The sequence below is a fragment of the Paenibacillus sp. FSL E2-8871 genome, assembly GCF_038000345.1.
GTDB lineage: Bacteria > Bacillota > Bacilli > Paenibacillales > Paenibacillaceae > Paenibacillus_AQ.
Genome location: NZ_JBBOBV010000001.1, coordinates 3,130,907 through 3,152,776 on the forward strand (window position 1 = coordinate 3,130,907; position 21,870 = coordinate 3,152,776).

Genomic DNA, 21,870 nt, shown 5'->3' on the forward strand with positions numbered 1-21,870 from the left:
TCCTTAAATTCGTATCGTTTCGCCGAAGTGAATCACGCCACCAAAATAGAGCTGCAACGGCTCAGACTGTGTAATTGTCACACTATCCAGCACAGCAGACAGGCGCTTTACCGCATCTACTGCCCGGATAAATTCGTGCGCCCGCGTGGTGGTCACATCAGCGTTATTTGTGAGGACACGAAAGTGATATGGATCTCCGCCGTATTCCCACCATTCTTCAACCCTGCCTTCACCAAAGAGTAGCGCAATCAGATCTTCAACCGCTCCTGGTGTACCCTTTCGACGATAGAATGGAATCGCAGTGCGCACCAGCTCGCGACGCTGCTCGATAGGTAAATCAGGATCATAATAAGGCGGCTTGAACTGCCACGCCAGCTCTATAACCTCTTCTTCAGTCCATTCGTTTGCTCTGCCAAAGATGTCTAATCGCTCGATGAGAATGGCCGTCTGCTGTAATTCAAAATCCAATGCGGTAGCTGCTGCTGCTATTGCTGGGTCTCTAGCTAAATTTGGCGGCAGAATATCTCGTAAACTGATGCTTTTAAGATCAATCATCTACCAAACCTCCATAGGTGATTGTCGTGGAACCTTCGTGCGCTACTTGGGTCGCCTCAATAGGTGTGTAGGTCGGTGCTGTAACAGATAACCTAAGAGCACCAGCAGCCATTACACGCGATATCAACTCAGATGGATTAATGTCTCTGCCAAGACGAGACCTTTGCCATAGCTGATAGGCGCTTACTGCTGCAGCTACAGCCGCCTGAATTGCTGGTGCTTCAATTGCTCTACTGCGGCTAATGTAATAAGTTAGTCCAGTATTGTAGCTAACAGCTTGGGGAGGTTTAACCGTCACTTTATCTGTCAGCGGACGAACTCCACGATTCTCAAATACTGCCGCTACCGCTTCTATGGTATCTGCACTGGGGATTTGACCGCCAGTCAAGAGAGGCAGCACCGTCACCTCTCCATCTGCTGGAGAGTACGCATAGACATCCAATATGGCTGATGATGCTGATTTTGCCCAAAACTCGTAAGCCCCACGCGGACCCGCCGTGCTGTACGACTCTGGCGCTGTCCTGATTCGCTCCTTAAACGCATCATCTGTTTCTGCAGCTGCACCGCCACCGCTCTCAGTCTGATTAATGGCTGAGATCACAAAGGGCAAGGGGTCCATTAACACATTGACCTGCCCAGGCAGAAAACCATTCCCAGCAGGACCAGGATTACTACACGCAGCCAACACAGATCCAACAACTTCTCCGGCTGGAATTTCCAGTACCTGAGTAGTAGCAAAATAAATTGACCCGTCCCCACCCTGAGCACCGACACGCGTCCCAGCTGGGATCAATGTCGCTGAAGGCAACGGCATCGATAACGTGAATTTAACTGATGTAATAGCCGGTGCTGCATCCAACCGCTCGGATCCCTGAAACGCCGCCATGTGGTCCAATACAACGGAGGAAGCATAACGCAGCAAATTACCCTTGGCTGTCCGGTTGATCATAACGCGCTGCTGCACGATTACCGAAGCCAGGGAAGACAAAAAAAGCCTTACCGGATCAGCAGGCTGTAGTGTACGTGAGGTTAATCCCTCGTATACAGTTATGATGTTTTGTTGTATTCCCGCCGTATCCTCTGGAACAAACTGTATTTCTGGCAAATCAACATATTCCAAGTTACTCCACTCCTTCTGCCAGTGAAAACTTAATCACAGGCTTTAAGTGTCCTGTCAGAGCATCAGACAACGTTCCATTAAATGATACTTGTACTACTTGCGCTCGTGGCTCTTGCATAACTATTGCTGTCGTTACCTCTGCTGCAGTTCTAGCCTCAGCAATCGGTCCTGGTTCATCAATAATGGAGTAATCTATCCCGATGTCGCGGGCAAGTGGCGAACTGCCGAGAGGAGTAGTTAATATTGTTCTAATGTTCTGAGCCACTTCCTCGGCTTTATTCATTGGTGCAAAATTGATTGTCGATGGCTGAGTCATATCAACGGTATAGATCATTTAACATACTCCTCCAGTGTAATGTTCACTTTTGATGTGAGAACATTCCCAATGTTGTCCATGGTCTCCCAAGCTTGAGACATGTCTGTGATTATCCAGAGCCCAGTTCCTACACCCTTACGTCCAATAATCAACGGTAGTGCCTTGCCTGCCCTCTCCAACTCAGTAAGTCGGTCCAGCTCTTTTCGGGGATTCAGTCCGAGCCGCGCATCTAACTGCACCGAAAACGACACCGAGTCAATTCCCGGTCCTAGCCACTCCTTTTTAGGCTTTTTACCGATGATATCATGCTGTGCCCAACGTCCAGCAGTATTACGAGTGAACTCGTCAATCGTTCGCGTAGCTCCTTCTGAAACGACGAAAGTCACTGGCCCAAGGCTACCAATCTTAGACATAACATAATTTTGGTTTCCCATCTCTTACCCTCCGCTCGTTATCTTGCCAGTTACGTTTAGATTGCCATCAATCTGTACGCCGCTGGCCGCTTTGAGGTTAATAGTCTTAGTAGCGCGATCATAATAGACATAGCTACCATCCTCGAACCATATACCACGCTGATCAGCTGTTCCGGGCATCTTATCCTCTGAACCGTAATAAGTACCTAGACAATAGCCTGAACTACGACTGTTATCCAAAAAGACACATAGCACAGTTTCTCCAGGCTGTAGCACGGCGTTCTCTTTCCCCCAGCCTCCCTGCGTAATAACAGGTAGCTCACCAGATACCAAATCATCACGATCTGGAAAGGCGACCCGCACACTACCTGTTACTTTATTTGACGTTGAAACTTGACCAATTACAATCATACTACCACCCCAATACCCTTCTAATTTCTAAGTCAGTCGCAAACCCGCTACCTCCTATAGCGTGATTGGCAGAGACGATAATATATTTACCATCAAATCGTCCCCAACCCTTTATATTAATCGTCAGTCCCGCAGCCATGCGAATATCACCCATAAGGCTTAATGTCCCTCTACCCGCCTCCTTGTTCTTCTCTCGCAGTCTTTTTCGGCCTAGTTTAAGTGCCGCTGCCTGAGAATCTGCCTGCTCGTTAATTTTTAGTATAGGTCCACTTTTGGGAGCTCCCGGCGGTGTATAGGTCACCTTTACAGTCTTTTTCGTTTTATTGTTTGTATAAGACACTTCACATGCTCGATAGGCTGTATAAGCTGTTCCCCAGGAGAATCCATAACCTTTTACGTTATCTTCTCCACGTGTAATCGTTGCAATAACTGGTTTTTTCTCATAAACAGACTCGTCGAAGAGTACGAGAGATCCGTTTGATACTTTTATAGCAACACCTTCCTTGGTTGCTGTTTCCAGCAGAAAAGCAAGATCAGAAAGTTGAGACTGTTCAAGGCGATCATAGGAAGGATTGTCTGTCGCTTCATATAGTAATTTTAAACTCCCACGTTTGGCGATTTCCCCAGCTACCGTTTTAAGGGTCACCTTTTCCCAAGACTTTGAGCGTCTTTCCTGTCGAATATCAGATCTTACAGGCAATGATATAGCTTTAATAGCTACTGTATCCGGTGGTCCATTAAAATCAAATGAGTCAACTTCAAATGAGCCAAGGGGTAGCTTTTTAATCTCTCCTGGTCCATCCCAATTAATAGTGCGAATCTCTCCTTTAATCCGATCTCCTTCTGTCGGTGACCAAGGGCCTTGCCAGTTCCGCTCCCCGTCTTCCAAAGTAATAGAGAGATTATCAAGTGTCCCTGGGGCTGCGTCATTAAATTGGAAATCCGTTAATGCTTCAGCGATATCCTTTGTGACGTCTTTGCCGTTGTATGATAACACTAGCACCGCTCTGCGAGCGTCTTGCATTAGCTCCATATTATTGCTCCCTTCGCCATGGCGGAAGCGTCTCAGAGGCATCTACAGGCTTCTCTGGTACAATTAGAATTACATTTCCAGAAAATACAACGGTTCTTACATGGTCTGGGTTCGCGTTAATAAGCAATGTCATCAAATGCTCACTCTTGTACAACTTAAAGGCGATACCATCCCAGGTATCGCCTTGTAGAGTTCTATATGAGGATGTTGTCATTGAAAACTCACCCGCCTTTGTTGTTCAACTATCGCCTTAAGCTTGCGCTCTAAATTATCTTCTGACTGCTTTAAAGCCTCTTTCACTAATTTCATAACGGAAGGATCTGCCCCTGGAAGCGTAATAACAGGTGCATTATGGATTATAATATCCCCTTCACGGTTCTCGTTTTTGGTGTAACCCATCATGTCATTAGCCATGTCGAGTAAGGATCGAGATCGAGGCTTATTGTTAATTGGGATTGCAATCTCTGGACCAGCTTCACCAAAGATAGAGGGCTTTGTTGCTATGCCACCGTCTGCATATTGATCCATTCGAAATTGTTTCGGCAATAGTGAGTTCGTTATTTCTGTTACAGTATTAGGTGCCTTTGGTGTATAAAGACCGGTTTGAGAATAAAGCAACTCAATATTGATTTGTTTTTCTGTAGGTAACAGCAGCATTTGTTCATTTAGCTCCTGTACATCGGCCAAAGACGCTCCGAAACGTTTCTTTTCTTCGTCGGATAGATCAATGAACTTCTTGGATTGCACTTCTAGAGTACCGCCAAGATTTAACTCAATGAGTTTTAATTGTTGCTCATAAAGTTCCTGGTAAGTTTGCTGGGCTGCGTCAAGATCACCAAGCTTTGTAATTTGAGTGTCTATTGAATCAATTTGTCTGTTAGTCAAATCTTCAATTGCTTTATCCAATCCGTCGAGTTGAAAGGCCCCTGCAAAGTTATATCCTACAGTAGAGCCTACTTCATTGACTTTTTGGACAAGTTCAGTAAGTCGGGTGCTTAATTCATCAGAAGGATCAGCGTTTTTAAGATTCTCAAATTCAGCTGCATATTCTTTTAAGGCGGGAATAGCAACATCCAACGCATCTTTTTGAGCTTGAGTAGCCTCCGTTTGTTCCTGAAGCCTCTGAATTTCTGCTACAGTTTCAGGTAACTTTTGCTTACCTTCTGTAACATTTTTTTCGAGTTGTAATTTTGCTATTTTTTCATCAGCACTTGCCATTTCCTTCGCAAGACCAGCCTTTTCACGAAGTTTCCCAATCTCTATATCGTGTTGGCTTATAGTCTCAGGGAACATATCTTGTAACTGCTGGGTAATTTCTTTCAGCCGCTCCTGTTGTGCCGTCAACTCTGCGGAACTACCTGCTAAATCTTCGGAGCTAGAGGCACTATCCGCAATTTTTTTACTAAGTTGGTCATACTCCCACAATAAGTTATTAGTAAGTTTTGCTTTGCTAGAAGCTTCCTCATACTGCTTGGATGACTCTTTTAACTCATCTCCCATGTGAATCAGTTCTTGTCTCGCATCTTCCTGATGCTTCTTATAAGCCATAACTCCCAAAGTAAGGGCGGCTACACCAGTGACAGCAAGTCCAACAGGATTAGTTAATAGCGCCAACGCTTTTGTGAAGCCGCCTGCAGCCCCTCCAGCTCCGTCAGCCGCTGTCGTAATCGTCCCAAACCCCTTAACGATTTTGGTTACAGATTTACCAATCAACGCCGCTGGTGCTGCAAGTGCAATAGCTTTTAATATTTCGGTATTATCACCCATCCAGTCAGCAAAATTTTGAAGCGCTGGCATTAAGTCCTCACCAATCGGGATCACAAGCTCGGTCATGAGCTGCCGCCCTACTGCCTGGAAATCTTTACTCAAGGTATCGTATTTGACCTTGGCTACCTCTTCCATCGTCGCTTTGGTCATATCAAACTGCTCACGCGCAGTGCCTAAAGCGGCAATAACACCAGATTCCATATCCTCAAACTGAGTACCAAATAGAGCAACACCGATCGTACTTTTTTGGATTGGATCTTGAATTTCACCCAGCTTATCGATGATTTGTTGCATGGCGTCCTTGCCCTTAACAGATCCGTCAGCTAGACCGCCTAAGATATCATTACCTTTACCCATGATACCCTGCAAGGCTTCATATGCTTTTGCTGATTTAGTTCCACCTGATTTTAAGTTCTTGACTAATTCAGCAGCAGTATCTTTGGATACGTGTTTCAGTAATTCCATGTACTCAGCAGATTTAGAAGAACCTTTTGTTAGCTTTTGTGTAAATTCTTCGATATCATCCGGTGCAAACAACATGGCCATAGCGGTTTGTGTACTTGCACTGCCATCTTTAATCCGGATACCGAATTCTTTTACCGCATCACCTACTTTATCCAAATTAAAAGCGCCTGCATCCAGCCCGGCGCTAAATTGGTTGAACATTTCCTCTGCTGAATATCCGAGAGTATCAAAGTAGACACTGTATTCATTGGCTGTATCAATCAACTCATCTGACTTGTTAAGGCCTTTTTGAGCACCTTGAGCAAGCAGGTTATATGATTGCTCGGATGTAATCCTGAAATTTCTCATCATTGTATCCGAAGCCTTGATTGATTGAGTGATGTCTTCTCCAAACACGTCACGGAATACTATGGCGTTTTTAGTCATTTTCTCAAGTTCAGCACCAGAAGCCTGCGATACCTGCCGAACTGTCGCCAGTGCAGAGCCTAGGTCATTGAAATCCTCGCCAAGACGGTCATTATATAGGGATTCAGCGCTGTCCCTCATCGCAAGCATTTCTTCGGCAGTTACACCTGTTGCGGCCTGTAGTTGAGCCATAGCATCGGACTGATCAGCGATAACACCTACGATATTTTGCATACCACCAGCAGCACCTTGGATTAAAGCAAAAGCCCCAGTATATTCTGCTACTTGTCGCAGTGTATCGCCAAAGCCGCCAGCACTGTCCCTCAGATTACGGAGTGAATCATCTGTACGGTCTGCGTCACGCCGTACATCGTCCAAATCTCCGCGTCTAGACATTTCTCTCAATGCACGTTCTAATTCCTCTATATGACGTTCCGCGTTGCCCATGGATTGACGGAACGAGGGATCCATGAGCCCATTTAACCGAAAGGCAATATCATATTCTCTACTTCTTCCCGCCACGTTCTACGTCCCCCTCTTCCGCAATCGATTCACCCGCTCCACAGCTTCCCTGAGTTCTTCAAGAGGTAAGCTCAAATAGTAAGAGACTGGTGTATAGGTAATCATGGCTAAAGAGACAGCGAGGTCTTTAATTCCCTCACCGTCTCCACAGCCTACAGCAGCAAAAAATTTCTAGCCCTCAATGTCAATGAAGTAAAGTCTTTAGCCTTGGCTGCACGAATCAATCCAACGTGCACTCCTGCCGCTTTGGCAACTACATATGCCTGGTATGCTTTATCCATTTCAGGAGCAAGGGATATTCCACCTCTCTGTTCCGCGCGATACAGCCGATCACAGGCGATAATGTCTTCTCCTGATAAATCATCGAAATTTAGTGTAAGCTCCTTAATCTCTTGCCCTTCAAATGTAAAAGGCTTGGCAAAGGTATATACCTCTGCTGCACCTTGTGTTTCTTCTGACATTCCATTTTCCTCCTCAAATTCCCAAGCGTTTGGGATTTATATTTTACAACGCAAGATTGGCTCGTGTTTGGGCCTGATAATCTCGTCCCAGCACCTTGAAGATGTAATTTAATTTATCGACTTCAAGTACTTCCTCGCCATCAATCAAAACTTTAAGATAACTAATGGAGAACGCGGTTGTTGAACTCATAGCCGTTGCAGCTTCAAGCCCCCCTAATCCACCACTCAACGGACGTCCGCGAACAGTAATTTTAAGTGCCGATTCCTTATACTCATTCGTGGCAGTATCGAATTGTTGAATGGAGGCTCGAAGGTCAAGAGCATGAACGACCGGAGCTAAGAGTTTTAAAGAAGCTCTCTCCACGACATTCCAGTTCAGCGTAAGCGTCATTGCGCTTGTCTGTCCTGGGGATGGGGCGTCGATTTCCCCCGAAATTCCGACTCCCTTTATCGTTTCAGACAGGAACGCAATTTCAGGAAGGTCAGCCGTAGCTGTCCCCAAGTATTCCGTTCCGCTCAAAAATACGGAATAGTCTATAACCCGTTCAGATCTTTTTGGCATGTGTGCTTCTCCTTTCTACGCCGCGTACATTGCAGCTAGGTAAGTTGTGTCGTATTCAAGCAAGAAATCAATTTCCTGTGCTGGTCCTGGCGGCGTGATATATACATGAAAAGCGATTTTTCCGGACATCAGGCTTGTTACAGGATTCTCGGATTCTAAGAATTCCACGCGTCCACCTAGTAACGCCCCAGATGCCGTAAGACCGTTTAGCCAAATATTAACGGAATCCGTAACAGCGGCGATCAAACGTTTATTCATAGGATCATCGACCTTCTGCATGTAAGTCAAAATCAGGCTATTTCCAACCCAATTAAACATGCGGCGAATCGGGATGATACTATCCTTCGGATCCGTCACGCCTGGAAACGCTCCGGTATAGTTCCCCCAAGACTTCCAGCCGTTTACTCCAAGATTCAAGGCAGTCATTATGCCTAGACTGTTAAGATAACTAGCTTGATCAATCCCCAGAAAAATGTCTTTTCCACTAGCTAGTGCCGTTCCATCCGCTTGAAGTGATTTATTAGAGGGAGAGGCAAACGGAATACCACCATTTGCCGCGTCCGTCGCCGTAATTAGTCCGGCAAGTTGAGTAGAATAGTGAAACACCTTATCTCCCAGTGTAAGTAGAGGATAGGTTGCAATTTGTAATGAACCAGTATAATTGTTGTCCGACTTCCAGACTCCTGCGTCAGTGTACGGCTGTGCTGGATCAATGTCAGTCAAAGGCATTGCCTTGAAATTACCATTGATATTCCCAGCCTTTGCCTTCATCACTGCTGCCACCGTTGGTTTATGTGACCAGCCCGGAGCCACCAGCAAGTCAGGGAGAATACCAAAACGCGGGTAAACCTGATTCACTAATTCAAAACCAGTATATGCACCTTCCAGAGTTACCCCACCAATAACGTCATCCTCATCAACAGCTGCAGGGTTGAGTTTGTCATATCCCACTTGAAGTGATGCAGTTGCTGCCCCAATAGCGCCACTGGCCTTAGTTGTAATAACTACATGACCATCATCGTCAAAAGCAGCTGTATAGTCTTTATCTTTAACGTAGGGTGTAGTCCCGTCCGAGGACTTAACAGTCAGAGTTGGAAGTATTACACCGCTGACAGCTAATGTAGCCACTCGGTTTGTAACAGTCAATGCAGCCGGATCCACCTTTGTCTTATGCGTGGATGGGTCAAGCACGTTAACCAAAATCATCGGAGCCATGGCATACAACGCAAAATGCGAGTAAACAAGTTCGCATAACGTGTAATCCTTCCAATTGTCTGAGTAACCAAGCGCAGATACTGCTTCCGCGTACGTATGAACCAACACTGGAGTATTCACCGGCACTGCTGCTGATGCCATGTTTACCGGTGCTGTACCTACTGCAAACGGAATACCACTGCTCGCCTGTGTTGGAGCGAGTACAGATGTTGCTTGTTCAATAATGCTTACACCATGTTTAAATGCCACTATTATTCACTTCTCCTTTCATTAGGGCTTGATATGCTACATACTGCGCGGTGCCAGTTTGGAGGATCAGCTTCTGAGCGTTGATCATTTCATTTAGCTGAAAAATCAGTTCTTTGACTTCTGGTCTTTCAGTAAGCAAGGGTTCCAAGTAGGCTGGAATCCCCTCACGAAATACTGTGGACTGAAGCAAACGTCCGCCTGGTAGGTTTGGGCCCAGATAGATAAGGGAGTTCGTTTCCTTTTCTTTCACTGATTCTATTTGTTCCGTGAATACATCTACTCCCCCTTTCTCTGACGGGTTTATTGTCAGGGTCGGATCAGAAGTGGATTCATCCGTATTTTGTTGAACACCTTCACTCAAAACTTGGATTTGATCTTCTTTTTTTCGTGTCATATATGCTTAACCTCCTGTCTAATTTGCGGAAGTGTCCAGGTCGTTATCGCCTGACAAATCCATTGCGGTTCCGGCTGGTCCTCTAAAAACTGCCACTTCCAATTCGATTCAATCCGGAATTTTTTATCTATGATCCGTTGCCTCATCAGCAAAATACGTACCCGCTCCATGAGATTCAGCACATCAATAAAACCGGAATCATCATCGGATTGTGTCCCAAACAATAATTTAACTTGAGCTCGGCTTTCTTTATCGTCACTATCACCATCCATGGGACGAACAATAATAAGAGGGAAAACTGGATCATTCCGGTTTTCTGCAGTCTTGCTCGGCAATGCACCAAGATGCACCGCTGGAATCGTCGCTGCATCGTCGGCCAGTTCTTTTTTTAAAAATTCCTTGATTGCCATCATCAACATAACTGACGTCATGACGTTCCACCTCCTAAACGGCGGTTAAGCTCATGTTCCAGTCGCTTGTCCATTTCTTCAATGGCCACATTCTCCAGGTGCTCGGTGACTTCTAAATTATTGAGCATGACTGGTACCGCTGGTCCATATAATTCCTCCACGGGTAGGCGGCGACGTGCGCTGCGTCGAAAGACTCCGATATGCCCATTACTCATACGAGTGAGAAATGCACCATCCACTTTCTTGTTACCTCCTGCACGCTTAACCGCAGCTTTTAAGGCACGCGGACGTTTGGAGGAAAGTGCCTTGGGATTTGTTTTGAACTGCATCAGAGGAATGTTACCGCCTTTCCAGCGGAGTTCGCTGGATAGATTACTGACGCTGCCCCGCTTGAGCACCACCTGATCTGTAACCGCCTTGGACTTCACGATGTACGTTTCCTTTGCTTTGCGACCAGACTCAGTTTTTAGACGTTGAGAGGTCCGGTTGAGCGCCGAATAAAAGGACTTGCGTACATCCGCATCCAATGACCCCACCCGTCTTAGCGCCTCTCGGATACCTCTTGCCTCTGCCTGGACATCTATCATGTGATGTTCGCCTCCAATGAGATCGTAAGCAGGCCCATATCGTCTCCTACGCGGTCCACGCGGTACCGCTGTCCGTTAATAACCATCATCTCGTTAGGCTTGGGAGCGTACCCTAATTCTGCCTCACTCACATGTAGCACATGAGTAACCAAAGATACCCCCTCGGCATAGGCCAGGGGGTGATCGCTGTCGATGACTTGATCAAGCACAGCAGTAACTTCTTTTTTGTCGATTACAAATTTGTCTGCAAATTCTTCATCGTTAAGGAACACGCCGATATCTTGGGAAACGAAATCTTTGAAGCTAACCACGTTTAGACCCGCGCTGTGATTTTGAATCTTCAGACAAAGTATCTACTTCGTCCTCCGATTTTTCTTCCTCCCGCTCTTCCAGATGCCCCATTTCTTGTAGCTGCTGAGTGAGCTCCAAAGGTAAACGTCCCCTAACATTTTCACCTACCTCAAACAATCTGCCCCCATAGTTTAGTGGTTCCTTTAAAATCAACATTATTCTCCACCTCCTGGTGCTACGCCAGCATTTTTAAACAAACCTCGTGAATCCAGTAGCGTTACACCGTAATCAAAATAGATACGGAAATCCATACCCAACCGATCAAAAGGAATGTCTGTTTCTAGGGTCGGTTCCTCTTGACCACGTAGATAAGTTACCTCCACAGTATCCGCAATGTTCGCATCAGCAGCTAGATACCAGGCGGTAGAAGAGTATTGATCCAGCTCCGCATCCACAATCACCTCATACGAATTCCGGAATACGTTAACCACACCGCTATGAGCTCCCGCCGGATCAGCTTCAGAACGCAAGTATTGTACGGCTGCAGTCTCCAACTCTGCTGGAGAAAGTAAATACTTTGGAGCGATATTGAGTGTAGAAATGCCCCGCTGATCCTTCTGTGTACGCATTTTTCTGCGGGCTTCACTCATAGAGACAGTATTAATCACGCTTGCCGTCCCCAAGTTATTATGATCTGCATGGAATAGGTTCTTGTTATCAAAAATCAGTGGATTGGATGCCAATAGCTGATAAACAAGTTTGTTTACACCACGCTTAGCCGCAATTACGTAAGCAGCAGGCACCCGGGACAACATGCTCAAATCATCATTAATAAACGCTTCCCGGGTAAAGCCCCACCGTTTGGAGTATGTCAGCACTGCTTTTGTGACCTTTTCGTCTTTCATCGCTGTATCATAAGGGATAACTCCATTTTGCGATGTCAGCTCCAAGTTCCCAGCTTCGGAAATGCGGTAATGTTCTGCTGCCTTGAAATCGGAGTTGCTACCCTTCCCGGTCCAATACTGGAATGTGGTTGGGGCTTCTTGGTACGACTGAGACAGCGTTTTATTGGCGGCATTGGAGATAATGCCTTGGAAAGTAGTATCTGGGCTCAGTGCACGCTTCAGCAGTTCTTCATCACGCAGCAGATGTGCTCCAGATTCACCAGCACGAATCAAGCATTCGACGGCCAGGTCACGCAAGCGCAAACCACGTAGCTCCATTGCCCCCGCTGCTGGTTTTGAAACTGTACGCGCCGCCCGCAACAGCAACGCATCCGTTGCGGCTGCTCGGAACTTGTCCTGATCTTCCGCTCCTACCTGAATGGCTGACCGTTGTGGCGCCTTGTCCGCGATCTGTTTCTGAAGAATTGCATCCTTCACTTTGTCCACGGTGCTGCCGTCTTCAATATATGGTGTTGCGTCCATACCAAAGTTACGACATAGAGAATTAATTTCTGTGACCCGGGATCGTTCTGCTGTCGCCCCTTGTTGTGCAGATATTGCTGGATCAATTCCAGGCGGTGCGGCTGCTCGTTGCCCATCCCCCTCTGGTGGTGTAGGCGTCCCAGCGCCGCCGCCAATTCCTGCTCCATTATCCTGCGCATGCATTAAACCCTGTGCGGCCAAAGCCAACATTTTAAGTCCCTTCATTCTTTCATCCTCGCTCTCATTTTGGTTATAACTACGCCCAACACCAACGGATGGATCTGCCGGAGTTGGTTCAATACTGATTTCAAATGGTTGCCACTTAAGTGCCACGTAAGCAGGCCCAGCATGGCGGCCATTGGCAGACACTTTTCCGGCTTTAACTTCCTCCCATGAAGACACTTCGTACCCTACAGATACTCCCTTGATGATTCCTTTTTTCACCTTCTGGAATACCTTGTCACTGTCCTCATCATCATCAAACTGGACTAATGCCCTTGCCTTACGTTCGTTGTCGTCCACCCATACCTTTTGAATAACACCAATCGGCATATTACCGTATCTGGAATTTCGACCATGTGCAAATAACAAAACCCCGACGTCGGTTAACCTTTGTAGGTCAATCGCTCCGGGGTCATGGCTTAAAATCTCACTACCGAAATAGCGTTCATACGGTGCTTCCGACGAAAACGAAAGCTCAGCAGTACGATCTTCTTCATTAATGCTATCTTTGCTGAAGGTCAGCGTACGAGATAACTGATTCTCAGGTGGTCCCGCAGCTCTATGCAGCGTCGTCGGAAGACTCTTCTTCATCCTCATGGCTCTCTTTCTCATTAGGTTGATCCTCCTTTCCTGACCGTTCCCCGATCAGCTCATTAATAAGATTAATCTCTGCGGCACGCTGTACCACCACATCCCGCCAATCCTCACCTCGCTCTGCACAAATACGGGCGAGCGTATCCTGGTTTGATTCCAATGCCGTTTTATTAGCGTCTGCTTCCTTTTTAGGATCAATCCATGTACTCCCAGGCGGTACCCATACATGAGCAGTGTAACGGTTACGGTCTTGCAAATATCCAGGCAGTTCAAGCTTTCCCTTTAGGTACATGGATTCTAAAAATTCCAAGTACACCGGACGTAGGACGCGTTCAACGATCATTTTCTGAAGCTTTTTATACAACTTACGATCCTCAATCAATCCTTGACGGGCTGACGAGTAATTCACTTGTGATAGATCACGGGATACAGCCTCATAGCTAAGACCTAGACCAGCAGCAATCATACGAACTAATGTCGTAATAAATTCCTTGGTATTGGATGCTTGACCTGCGGGAATAACCGTTTGAACCTCGTCACCAGGATTAAGTTCCCCGATCATACCAGGAGCCAAAGATACACCACTGTAATCAATTTGGGTGTTATCTCCGCCACCGCGAACACCACGCCCCACACCGCCTTGAGGAATATCTTTTTTGATAAACACTGCCATACAAGCCAAGACCCGCTCCTTGATGCTCACAGCTTCAATAAATTGATTAGCATCTTTGATACGTGGCAACGCTGTAACCAACTGCGAGACTTCCCGGACCTGCTGTGGGCTCGTCTTTTTAAACAGGTATATAACGTCTTTGGCAGGAATTCGGACAGTTTCGGCCGGATTTAATAAATATCCATCCGTTGTCTTTTTGAAATGATACGCTACTGGTCGATTATACTCGTCCAGCTCAACTCCCTCTACGATCCGCGTTCCCTCACCAGGCTGAACCAAAGTATTCAGTTCATCCACGGAACGCACCTGTAGTTTGAACGGGAATTCACTATTAGGTACATATACTTTAACAATGAGTATTCCACCATCCACAATGTAACGCCGAATAATCATTTCTGTGATCTCTTCTAGCGATTGGGTCGTTGTAATATCAATGTTTTCGGCTTTACAATACTCTTTCCAAAGAGTTTCGATTCGCTGATTCATCTCACCCGCCTGATTGCCAGGAGTATCATGAGAAATTTTAGCTTGTAACATTATCCCTGTACCCGCCACATTACGATCGAACGCCTGCAAAATCCCGGCCGCTATATCACTATTGTGTTCCAAGTCCTGCGCCCGAGCACGAATCAAGGTTCTCTCTGCCTGCTTGCGCTGCTCATTTGGAGCAGAGGAGGGATTCCACCCTTGATTTAGCCTGCCCCTACTACCAGCATCAAAGACGCCCATACCATTACGCCAGGCTAAACGCTTGTATGCCCAACGCGGACTGACTGCTGCAATAGATTTATCTAACCAGTTCAGTTTCTTCACCTCCCTTCGAAATAGGCAAGCCGAAACATGCCGCCGCCGTCTTCAATGGACCTGATTTCCTGTTCCAATCGGTTACGCTCCTCGTACAATTTCCCTAGGTCTGGCCGCTTAATACTACGACTGCCAATACGATATTCTTGAGCGCCGCCCAAGATCGCACTAATTGCCTTTTCCACTTCAACTAATTGTTCTCGATACCGTGCTAAACGTTCTTCCGGTGTCATAACCACGAATTACCTCCTTGCAACCAATATTTTTTATTCTCTACTGGTTTATCTTCTGGTGGCTTCGGTGGCTCTCCTGGTTGTTCATATCGCATGTACCGGATACCCACACAGTCGGCAGCAAAAGCAGCATACACTTCGCAATCCAGATAATGGTTGTCCGCATGAGACGTTTTGGGACGCCACACCTCGATTTCGCGACCGGCCCGCTTCTCAGAAACTTTCTGTTCCGCCGTCACTTGTTCGGCATAATCTTCGTCACAGTCTTCGTAAACAAACCAACCGCCTGGTTCATTCGACTTTCGATCCAAGCGCCCCGCAATGAAGTCTTTGTAATATCCCCCATCCACCATATATAGCGAAATACCAAAAAGACCGCGGTCCTCGCGATCTATCTTGGTCAATTTGTACTTGGCAGGCATAGGATTGTTAGAACCTTTAATAGCTACAGCCCATTCAGCATTTTTGGCGCAGAAGTCGTATGTATCATCTGCATTGTAACCAGAGTCCACGGCGCATAGATTAACGAAAAATTCCGTTCCGTCGCGCGAAAGATAAGATATGTTCATCACATCTTCAATTTGTGGCCATGTTTCCACTACACCATGACGAATGTTATGACTGGTCATATCTTCGCCCCACGCCCTGATAGTGTAATACATTCGATCCTTCTGCACGTCAACACCAGCAGTCAGTATGATTGTCCGATCCGGAACAACCCCTTCTTCATAACCGCTCGATTTTTCAAGCACTTTGTCACTGTTCAGTTTGATTTGTGTGTTTTCCCACGGTTCAGCCAACCATGAATTGATAAAGTTCTGAAGTTCTTCATTTCCGGCTTTCTTGGAGCTCAGGAACTTAACAGCAGCGTCACCAAATCGAATCCATGGACTGTATAATGCATTCAACCAATATCCGGTTATTCTTTTTCTCGCCGTCTTCCCGTTCTTGTCTCTCCATTCGCCGGCACGCATCATTGCTGGCTTGTGCGCATCACGGATAGCCCCATTACAGAAAACACATTCATAATGAGATACAGAACGAATGATTTCCGGATCAAGCTTTGAATCAAAAATCACACGCTTAAAAGTCAACGTTTGATACTCACCACAATGCGGACATGGCACGTAATATTCCATTTGAACATGCGCTGATTCCCACGCGGTCCAGATCGGGCCAGTCCGAAGCGTTGGTGTCGATGTCTGCATGATTTTTTTGTTTGTCGGAAAGGTGTTTGTACGTTCACGAGCAAGTGAGCGCGGATCAGCTTCCTTCCCCGCTGCCGCCGGATACTTGTCTACCTCATCCATGAACAGATATCGAGCTGGCAAACTTGATAGTCCGGCAGGGCTTGCCGCCCCTGCGATAACAACATACATCCCATCAAACTGGAGCTCCAGATCCTTGCTTTGATTCTCATGAAATCGACTTTCCAGTGCTGGACTCAATTTCACCATCGGCTGCAGTCGGTTTTCAGAAGTGAATTGAGCAAGTTTTTCATTCGGATAAACAACCATTACAGGGTTGGGGTCCTGAGATATTACGTACCCAAGCATATTATTCAAGCACTCGGTTCCCCCGACCTGTGTCGGCTTTAGAAAAACAACCTCTTCAACAATTGGATCAGTAAAGGAATCCATGATCCCACGTAAATAAGGCGTTCGGTCCGTGGACCACAAACCCGGCTCTGCTGACGTTTTGCTATCTAAAACCCGGTATTTATCGGCCCATTCAGAAACCGTGAGCTTTTCAGGGGGCTTCAACACAGCAAGGGCTTCTGTCAGCCAATCAGCCCATTTACTTCCGACCTTTTTTGGCATGATACACACCCCTGACAGACATTTGCAGCAGCACCGCATTTGTCTTATCACTGATGTTCTGTTCGATCTGACGAACAAGCTCAGGATCAATATACGGAGCGACTTCCATGGCGACCGACCGGCTATAACCACTCATGGACCGCTTCAGCGAAGTGAAAAAACGTTGCAGTTCGCTGATCACTGCATCCCTACGGACATATTCCCCTCGGATCACAGCATTTTTGAACGTGGCAGCTTCCGCCTGCTGCTCCTTCAATCGGGCTTCATGCTTCAGTTTTTTGGCTGCATCGGTCTTCGGCTCTCCTTCTTCACCTTCGTCGTCATCGCCTCCCAACTTGTAATCGATCACCCAATCATAGCAGTCCTTCAACGGATACCAACCACTTTTCATTTTGGGCATTCCGAGCTTGGTCCACTGTGCAAGTGTGTTGCGGTGGACGCCGAATAGCTCAGAAGCGTATGAAGCACTGATACATAAGGTTTCTTCGATCATTTTCACGTCGTTTTCCAAGCCATAAACACCCCCTCAAAATGCACAGTGCACAGTGATTTTTTTTCATCAAAAATAGCCAGGAATCGGGCTCACACGCACCCGCACCCTACCCCGGCCCTGGGAAGGACCCAAAGTGCTGGATTTGATTGCTTTTGAGTAATTCCTCAGGGATTCTGAAGACAGAGACGGCATCACGCATGACTGCATCCAGATTCATTTGATATACCCACGCATCTAGGTTGTGTTCACCACGAATTTTCATAGGATGAGAAAGTTCCGTGCGGCCAACCGATGTAGTTTTCAAAACAATTTTAAGTACAGCTGCTTTATCCACCAAGATCATCCTTTCCTATTGGTGTACAACAAAAAAAGGCGCTTTTCAGCGCCCCTTTTTGTTCTTTATCTCTTATTGTATGTGTTTGCTATTGTTTTCTGGAAAAATCGAAGTCAAGTCAATAGAAAATGGTAGTGCCAAATAATCTTTTTTGGTCCTTGATTTGAAGTCAGTAATCACAATGCCGATAATTTCTTCTGTTTCATCAGAAATTCTCAGATAAATACCGGGTGCAACTTCTTCCTCAGATCCCATTTGCGGTCTGCCGAAAAAGACATACATAACGTCATGTTCGTCATCATATCTTATTTTATTTTCGGGCATATGTAATACCTCTTTCTCCTGTTTCAGTCATCTTTGACATTGAAAAAACGGTACAAATATCACTAGGAGAAGTAGAATGATCAACTACAACCTTAACAGGTTTTATTTTATTATTTGTGGTCAGATGTACAAGACCATAATATCGTTGTCTATTTTCCTTAACATCTGGAATAATAAACTGAGGATCCTCAATAACACGTTTTATAACTTCCTCTTGTCCAATGAACTCTGGTCTGTAATGATCCCCATCAAGAACATGCATATTCCAAGTTGATGTTTTTAATTGCACAGTATTACCTAATGGATCGGTAGTTGAAAATACCAGTATTGGAGCCTCAGCTGTGCTATTGTTTAATGACTTTTTCTCAGCTGGAATTTCACGTTCATGCTCATCCATTTATTAACGTGCCTTTCTCCGCTTCATATGCCTGCTCCATCATTTTTAAAACATCCGTATTTTCTGCTGTACTGATTTCACCATAAACCCTTTCATAAGCCTGCAAATTTGCTCCAAGCATTTTTACCATAGCTTTAAAGTGTTGAGGGCTCATTGCTATACGTGTTAGCATATCCTGAGTTGTCCCATCATCTGTATATCCTACATCTAGAGTGAAATCATACATTGAAATTCTCACAGATACTGAGTTGGTGTAAATAGGTAATTGTGATTGTGATTGTGAATTTTCATTCATTGTTAAAATCTCCTTATCACTATAATATTACCCATATTACACCAATATGAATATTATATAAACACTATATTATTAGTATCGTCGGTTTTATCTTACTATTTTATACTCTTATGATTAAATTGTTACAAAAATACCCGTATTTTTTCACGCTCGGGCTTAGCGTGTTGAGAGTAGTTGTTAAACCCTCGTCCCCCGCATCAGACCGCCGCAACATCTACTAGCTACAAGTGCTATCAGTTCTGCCCCTTTGGTATCTGTTGCTATTGCAACGGGCATCATCACTGCTCAGCTCTGACGAGTCCTGCAGCGATAAGGGGCAGCAGGGACACCCGGACGTTGTTCCGTCCTATGTCCCTACTGTAAGTCTGTTCTTGTCTCATTTTAGTCTCAGCTTAGTCTCAAAATCAGCCTATACAATATTCGTGGTACTTATTCAGCATCATCTAATTCAATTTTTCTAAGCCTGTCAACAAATATCCTTTTTACGCCTTTACCCTCACCAAATATTATTTCTGCTCTTGCTCTTACACGGCCTGTTTGTTTAGATACATATTCATAATCAATAGAGTTGACTATCCCAATACCAAAACCGTCATGTTTGACGATATCCCCATATTTAATATGTTTCTTTTCTTCTTCTTCATTGAGAAGAGTTATATAATGAATTAATTTGGAATTTTTATCCCCTTTATGTAAAGGAATCTCCTTCTCAACAAATCCTCTGTGATTTCCCTCTTTTAATTTCTTTGATTTTCCTTCGTAAAATATATCTGTGAACTCTTTTATTTCCTCAACAGCAGCTTTGTTGACCTGCTGGTTTAAGTAGTTTTGTCCATATTCTATAAATCGATGAGATTCATACATGTAGAATTGTTTCCCAGTCTCATGGTGAAACTCATTTAACAGTTCAATTCTTGGGCCTACGGTTCTTCCGTGATCTCTTAACCACCAATCTTCTTTTGCATCATCTGTTACAAATATTATTGATTTTTCTTGATCTCTTGCAAAATCAATAATTTGCTTCCAAACAATTAGATCACCATACTCACTCTTAATAACAATATCCCCATGATGTTTGAATTTACCTAACTTATCTTCTAAATCTTTGTATCCTGGTGGGAATTCCTGTTTGTATCGTTCTTCACCTTCACTAAAGATTAAATCCAATTGAGCTTGATTATAAGCTCCTCCTACCTTATCCTCAAAATGTTTGTCTAAAAAATTACGAATATCATCTTTATAAAGGAAATCCGGATGTGTTTTTTCTTGATCTAACAGCTCATCCTTTATTGCTTTTATAGACAATTCAATTTTCTCCGTAATTGCACTTACGTTAATAACCGGATGTCTTTTCTTATATGTATTCAAGTCCTTACTTATCGAACCGATCATTTGGTTTGAAGCAGTTTCAATTGAATTTTGAACCTTCCTATATGCAGCGATTTGCTCATTAATCACCTTTACTCTATTAAAGTTATACTCTAAAGCAACTTGGTGTGGTATCCACAGTCTGTCTGATATATTCTCTAGAAGTTTCATGATGGTTTGTGAAGTGTCAGAAGAATACCTATATAAATTCAGTAAAACATTAGCATCTAAAACAAAAACAGCATTATCCCAAAGAGTCTTTATATTTTCCTCACTTGCCACATAGAATATTTCAAAATTTTTCCTCACTATCGTTTGCTCCTTTCATATTCACCAATTTCACCAATCATATAATTCAATAACATCTTAGGTAATACCTCTAAAAGATGTAAACAATCTACAAATAGACATAGTTTATGAGTTAAAACGCTTTAAGTATTTTTACAAAAAAAAGGACATAGTGCAATTATTGCTCCATGTCCCTTATCCTATTTAGTGTTAGATAATACCGGCTAGTTTGAGACATTCAGCTATGGATTCCACGCCAACGTCTATCCGCCTGTTAATGGTCGCCTCGCTGGATGTTGCACGATAAGTTGCTATTGTCAGCTTATGCTTACGAGCCTTCACATATCGATGCTTGATGATGTCCTTAACCTCCTCATCCAAAATAAGCTCAAAGGCTGCGTTCATTTCCTCAACCTGTTTCTTTGATTCCAAGAGCACTTGCACCTCCAGCTTCGTCAGCGACTCCTTGGCTTGGTACACTGTGATTGTCCGGCATAACCGGGGGTAATCCCTAAGTAAAGCTTTGGTAGCCTCTCTGTCCGCTTTCGTCACCCTTGGGAATAACTCCATTTGTACCACCGCCCCCAGAAGAACACTCCCCTTCTTGCTTATATACTCCATCTAAGCCCATAGCGAACGTTCGTATGTTGGTTGAAATCCAGTGGGTCATGATAGGCGATGTATATCTGACCCATGCATTCCCCCAGGCTATCACTTCAACAGGATCTTCAAACTTCCAATCTTTGAAAAATCGCTTACCGGTCTTTAATGCTTTCTGAACTTCCTTAACCTTCAAGAAAATCACCTTCTCTATTTTTCAGTAGTTCATCAATCCTTACAAACCCGGTATCGCAGAAGACAAGGATTAACTTCAGGATTGCTCTATTCCGCCGCTTAACATATGTGTCCTTGCTTATTGGATAATCCAGCTTACAATTATATACTTGGCAATCTTTAATATAGTCATTTCTCATATACCGTTCTTCGATTAGTACACGTTCTTCTTCTGGCAATCGGTTTACTGTTTGAACAATACAACTGATAAATTCATCTTCCCTCTCCTGACCAACTACGAACTTTCTTATTCGGTATTGTTCGAACAAATGCGTTATGGTCTTTAAGGTCTTGGGTATATCCAGTTCCGATATCGTAATTTCATTAGCAATCATAAAAGCTCCTTCCGTGGCTTGAATTCATATATTGGAATTGGCTTTTTAGCATTTACACCGGTAGGAGCTGGATACTTCACTCGGATCACCTCTAGCTCCTCTGGTGTGAGTTGAGAGCAACGGATCTCTCCCTGTCCACCTGCTGCCCTCTCTGCTTCCTTATCCTTATTCGCAAAGTGCCAGTCATTCATGAAATGTCCCCCTTGAGTCATTTAGTTTCCAGAGGTAATGGACGGAGAATCGTTCTATCTAC

General features: G+C 44.8%; 30 protein-coding genes. All 30 read right to left on the reverse strand.

Annotated features, from left to right (window positions below; genetic code table 11):
- Window positions 1–3: 3 nt before the first annotated feature.
- Complete coding sequence (locus tag NYE25_RS14315) at window positions 4–555, reverse strand: phage tail protein I (protein ID WP_341146174.1); 552 nt, start codon at window positions 553–555, stop codon at window positions 4–6.
- On the reverse strand, window positions 548–1,675 hold the full coding sequence (locus tag NYE25_RS14320; RefSeq protein ID WP_341146175.1) for a baseplate assembly protein: 1,128 nt from the start codon (window positions 1,673–1,675) through the stop codon (window positions 548–550). The genes NYE25_RS14315 and NYE25_RS14320 overlap by 8 nt, the downstream gene beginning before the upstream one ends.
- 1 nt (window position 1,676) lies before the next feature.
- Window positions 1,677–2,009: a GPW/gp25 family protein gene (locus tag NYE25_RS14325; RefSeq protein ID WP_341146176.1), complete on the reverse strand. Its 333-nt coding sequence runs from the start codon at window positions 2,007–2,009 to the stop codon at window positions 1,677–1,679.
- Entirely contained in the window at window positions 2,006–2,425 is a 420-nt protein-coding gene (locus tag NYE25_RS14330) for a phage tail protein (protein ID WP_341146177.1), read from the reverse strand. Before NYE25_RS14330 ends, NYE25_RS14325 begins: the two co-directional genes overlap by 4 nt.
- Window positions 2,426–2,428: 3 nt before the next feature.
- Complete coding sequence (locus tag NYE25_RS14335; protein ID WP_341146178.1) at window positions 2,429–2,815, reverse strand: phage baseplate assembly protein V; 387 nt, start codon at window positions 2,813–2,815, stop codon at window positions 2,429–2,431.
- Window position 2,816: 1 nt separating this feature from the next.
- The gene (locus NYE25_RS14340) at window positions 2,817–3,848 is read right to left on the reverse strand and encodes a phage late control D family protein (protein ID WP_341146179.1); all 1,032 of its coding nucleotides are present in this window, start codon (window positions 3,846–3,848) and stop codon (window positions 2,817–2,819) included.
- A gap of 1 nt (window position 3,849) precedes the next feature.
- A complete protein-coding gene (locus NYE25_RS14345; protein WP_341146180.1) occupies window positions 3,850–4,062 on the reverse strand; it encodes a phage tail protein in 213 nt (70 codons plus the stop codon).
- Window positions 4,059–7,007: a phage tail tape measure protein gene (locus NYE25_RS14350; RefSeq protein ID WP_341146181.1), complete on the reverse strand. Its 2,949-nt coding sequence runs from the start codon at window positions 7,005–7,007 to the stop codon at window positions 4,059–4,061. The genes NYE25_RS14345 and NYE25_RS14350 overlap by 4 nt, the downstream gene beginning before the upstream one ends.
- A 152-nt stretch (window positions 7,008–7,159) precedes the next feature.
- Window positions 7,160–7,468: a phage tail assembly protein gene (locus NYE25_RS14355; protein WP_341146182.1), complete on the reverse strand. Its 309-nt coding sequence runs from the start codon at window positions 7,466–7,468 to the stop codon at window positions 7,160–7,162.
- A gap of 43 nt (window positions 7,469–7,511) precedes the next feature.
- Window positions 7,512–8,030 carry a phage major tail tube protein gene (locus NYE25_RS14360; protein WP_341146183.1) on the reverse strand — a complete coding sequence of 173 codons (519 nt, stop codon included), beginning with the start codon at window positions 8,028–8,030 and terminating at the stop codon, window positions 7,512–7,514.
- Window positions 8,031–8,045: 15 nt separating this feature from the next.
- Window positions 8,046–9,494 carry a phage tail sheath family protein gene (locus tag NYE25_RS14365; RefSeq protein ID WP_341146184.1) on the reverse strand — a complete coding sequence of 483 codons (1,449 nt, stop codon included), beginning with the start codon at window positions 9,492–9,494 and terminating at the stop codon, window positions 8,046–8,048.
- On the reverse strand, window positions 9,484–9,888 hold the full coding sequence (locus NYE25_RS14370; protein ID WP_341146185.1) for a hypothetical protein: 405 nt from the start codon (window positions 9,886–9,888) through the stop codon (window positions 9,484–9,486). The genes NYE25_RS14365 and NYE25_RS14370 overlap by 11 nt, the downstream gene beginning before the upstream one ends.
- A complete protein-coding gene (locus NYE25_RS14375) occupies window positions 9,885–10,319 on the reverse strand; it encodes a hypothetical protein (protein WP_341146186.1) in 435 nt (144 codons plus the stop codon). The genes NYE25_RS14370 and NYE25_RS14375 overlap by 4 nt, the downstream gene beginning before the upstream one ends.
- Complete coding sequence (locus NYE25_RS14380) at window positions 10,316–10,885, reverse strand: phage tail protein (RefSeq protein ID WP_341146187.1); 570 nt, start codon at window positions 10,883–10,885, stop codon at window positions 10,316–10,318. Before NYE25_RS14380 ends, NYE25_RS14375 begins: the two co-directional genes overlap by 4 nt.
- Window positions 10,882–11,196: a head-tail joining protein gene (locus NYE25_RS14385; protein ID WP_341146188.1), complete on the reverse strand. Its 315-nt coding sequence runs from the start codon at window positions 11,194–11,196 to the stop codon at window positions 10,882–10,884. The genes NYE25_RS14380 and NYE25_RS14385 overlap by 4 nt, the downstream gene beginning before the upstream one ends.
- The gene (locus tag NYE25_RS14390; RefSeq protein WP_341146189.1) at window positions 11,189–11,392 is read right to left on the reverse strand and encodes a hypothetical protein; all 204 of its coding nucleotides are present in this window, start codon (window positions 11,390–11,392) and stop codon (window positions 11,189–11,191) included. Before NYE25_RS14390 ends, NYE25_RS14385 begins: the two co-directional genes overlap by 8 nt.
- A complete protein-coding gene (locus NYE25_RS14395; protein ID WP_341146190.1) occupies window positions 11,392–13,437 on the reverse strand; it encodes a prohead protease/major capsid protein fusion protein in 2,046 nt (681 codons plus the stop codon). Before NYE25_RS14395 ends, NYE25_RS14390 begins: the two co-directional genes overlap by 1 nt.
- A complete protein-coding gene (locus tag NYE25_RS14400; RefSeq protein ID WP_341146191.1) occupies window positions 13,385–14,905 on the reverse strand; it encodes a phage portal protein in 1,521 nt (506 codons plus the stop codon). Before NYE25_RS14400 ends, NYE25_RS14395 begins: the two co-directional genes overlap by 53 nt.
- A complete protein-coding gene (locus NYE25_RS14405; protein ID WP_341146192.1) occupies window positions 14,902–15,135 on the reverse strand; it encodes a hypothetical protein in 234 nt (77 codons plus the stop codon). The genes NYE25_RS14400 and NYE25_RS14405 overlap by 4 nt, the downstream gene beginning before the upstream one ends.
- On the reverse strand, window positions 15,126–16,949 hold the full coding sequence (locus tag NYE25_RS14410) for a phage terminase large subunit family protein (RefSeq protein WP_341146193.1): 1,824 nt from the start codon (window positions 16,947–16,949) through the stop codon (window positions 15,126–15,128). Before NYE25_RS14410 ends, NYE25_RS14405 begins: the two co-directional genes overlap by 10 nt.
- On the reverse strand, window positions 16,927–17,460 hold the full coding sequence (locus NYE25_RS14415; protein WP_341146194.1) for a hypothetical protein: 534 nt from the start codon (window positions 17,458–17,460) through the stop codon (window positions 16,927–16,929). The genes NYE25_RS14410 and NYE25_RS14415 overlap by 23 nt, the downstream gene beginning before the upstream one ends.
- Window positions 17,461–17,548: 88 nt before the next feature.
- The gene (locus tag NYE25_RS14420) at window positions 17,549–17,776 is read right to left on the reverse strand and encodes a hypothetical protein (RefSeq protein ID WP_341146195.1); all 228 of its coding nucleotides are present in this window, start codon (window positions 17,774–17,776) and stop codon (window positions 17,549–17,551) included.
- 72 nt (window positions 17,777–17,848) lie between these two features.
- Window positions 17,849–18,100, reverse strand: coding sequence for a DUF2283 domain-containing protein (locus NYE25_RS14425; protein ID WP_341146196.1), 252 nt, complete (start codon window positions 18,098–18,100; stop codon window positions 17,849–17,851).
- A complete protein-coding gene (locus NYE25_RS14430) occupies window positions 18,087–18,497 on the reverse strand; it encodes a hypothetical protein (protein ID WP_341146197.1) in 411 nt (136 codons plus the stop codon). Before NYE25_RS14430 ends, NYE25_RS14425 begins: the two co-directional genes overlap by 14 nt.
- Complete coding sequence (locus tag NYE25_RS14435; RefSeq protein WP_341146198.1) at window positions 18,490–18,792, reverse strand: DUF3467 domain-containing protein; 303 nt, start codon at window positions 18,790–18,792, stop codon at window positions 18,490–18,492. Before NYE25_RS14435 ends, NYE25_RS14430 begins: the two co-directional genes overlap by 8 nt.
- Before the next feature lie 429 nt (window positions 18,793–19,221).
- Window positions 19,222–20,469: a PIN-like domain-containing protein gene (locus NYE25_RS14440; RefSeq protein ID WP_341146199.1), complete on the reverse strand. Its 1,248-nt coding sequence runs from the start codon at window positions 20,467–20,469 to the stop codon at window positions 19,222–19,224.
- Window positions 20,470–20,658: 189 nt separating this feature from the next.
- The gene (locus NYE25_RS14445; RefSeq protein ID WP_341146200.1) at window positions 20,659–21,000 is read right to left on the reverse strand and encodes a hypothetical protein; all 342 of its coding nucleotides are present in this window, start codon (window positions 20,998–21,000) and stop codon (window positions 20,659–20,661) included.
- Window positions 20,960–21,244 (reverse strand): hypothetical protein, encoded by a 285-nt coding sequence (locus NYE25_RS14450; RefSeq protein WP_341146201.1) that lies wholly within the window; start codon window positions 21,242–21,244, stop codon window positions 20,960–20,962. Before NYE25_RS14450 ends, NYE25_RS14445 begins: the two co-directional genes overlap by 41 nt.
- A complete protein-coding gene (locus NYE25_RS14455; RefSeq protein WP_341146202.1) occupies window positions 21,234–21,617 on the reverse strand; it encodes a hypothetical protein in 384 nt (127 codons plus the stop codon). Before NYE25_RS14455 ends, NYE25_RS14450 begins: the two co-directional genes overlap by 11 nt.
- Window positions 21,614–21,808, reverse strand: coding sequence for a hypothetical protein (locus NYE25_RS14460; protein ID WP_341146203.1), 195 nt, complete (start codon window positions 21,806–21,808; stop codon window positions 21,614–21,616). The genes NYE25_RS14455 and NYE25_RS14460 overlap by 4 nt, the downstream gene beginning before the upstream one ends.
- Between the last annotated feature and the right edge of the window lie 62 nt (window positions 21,809–21,870).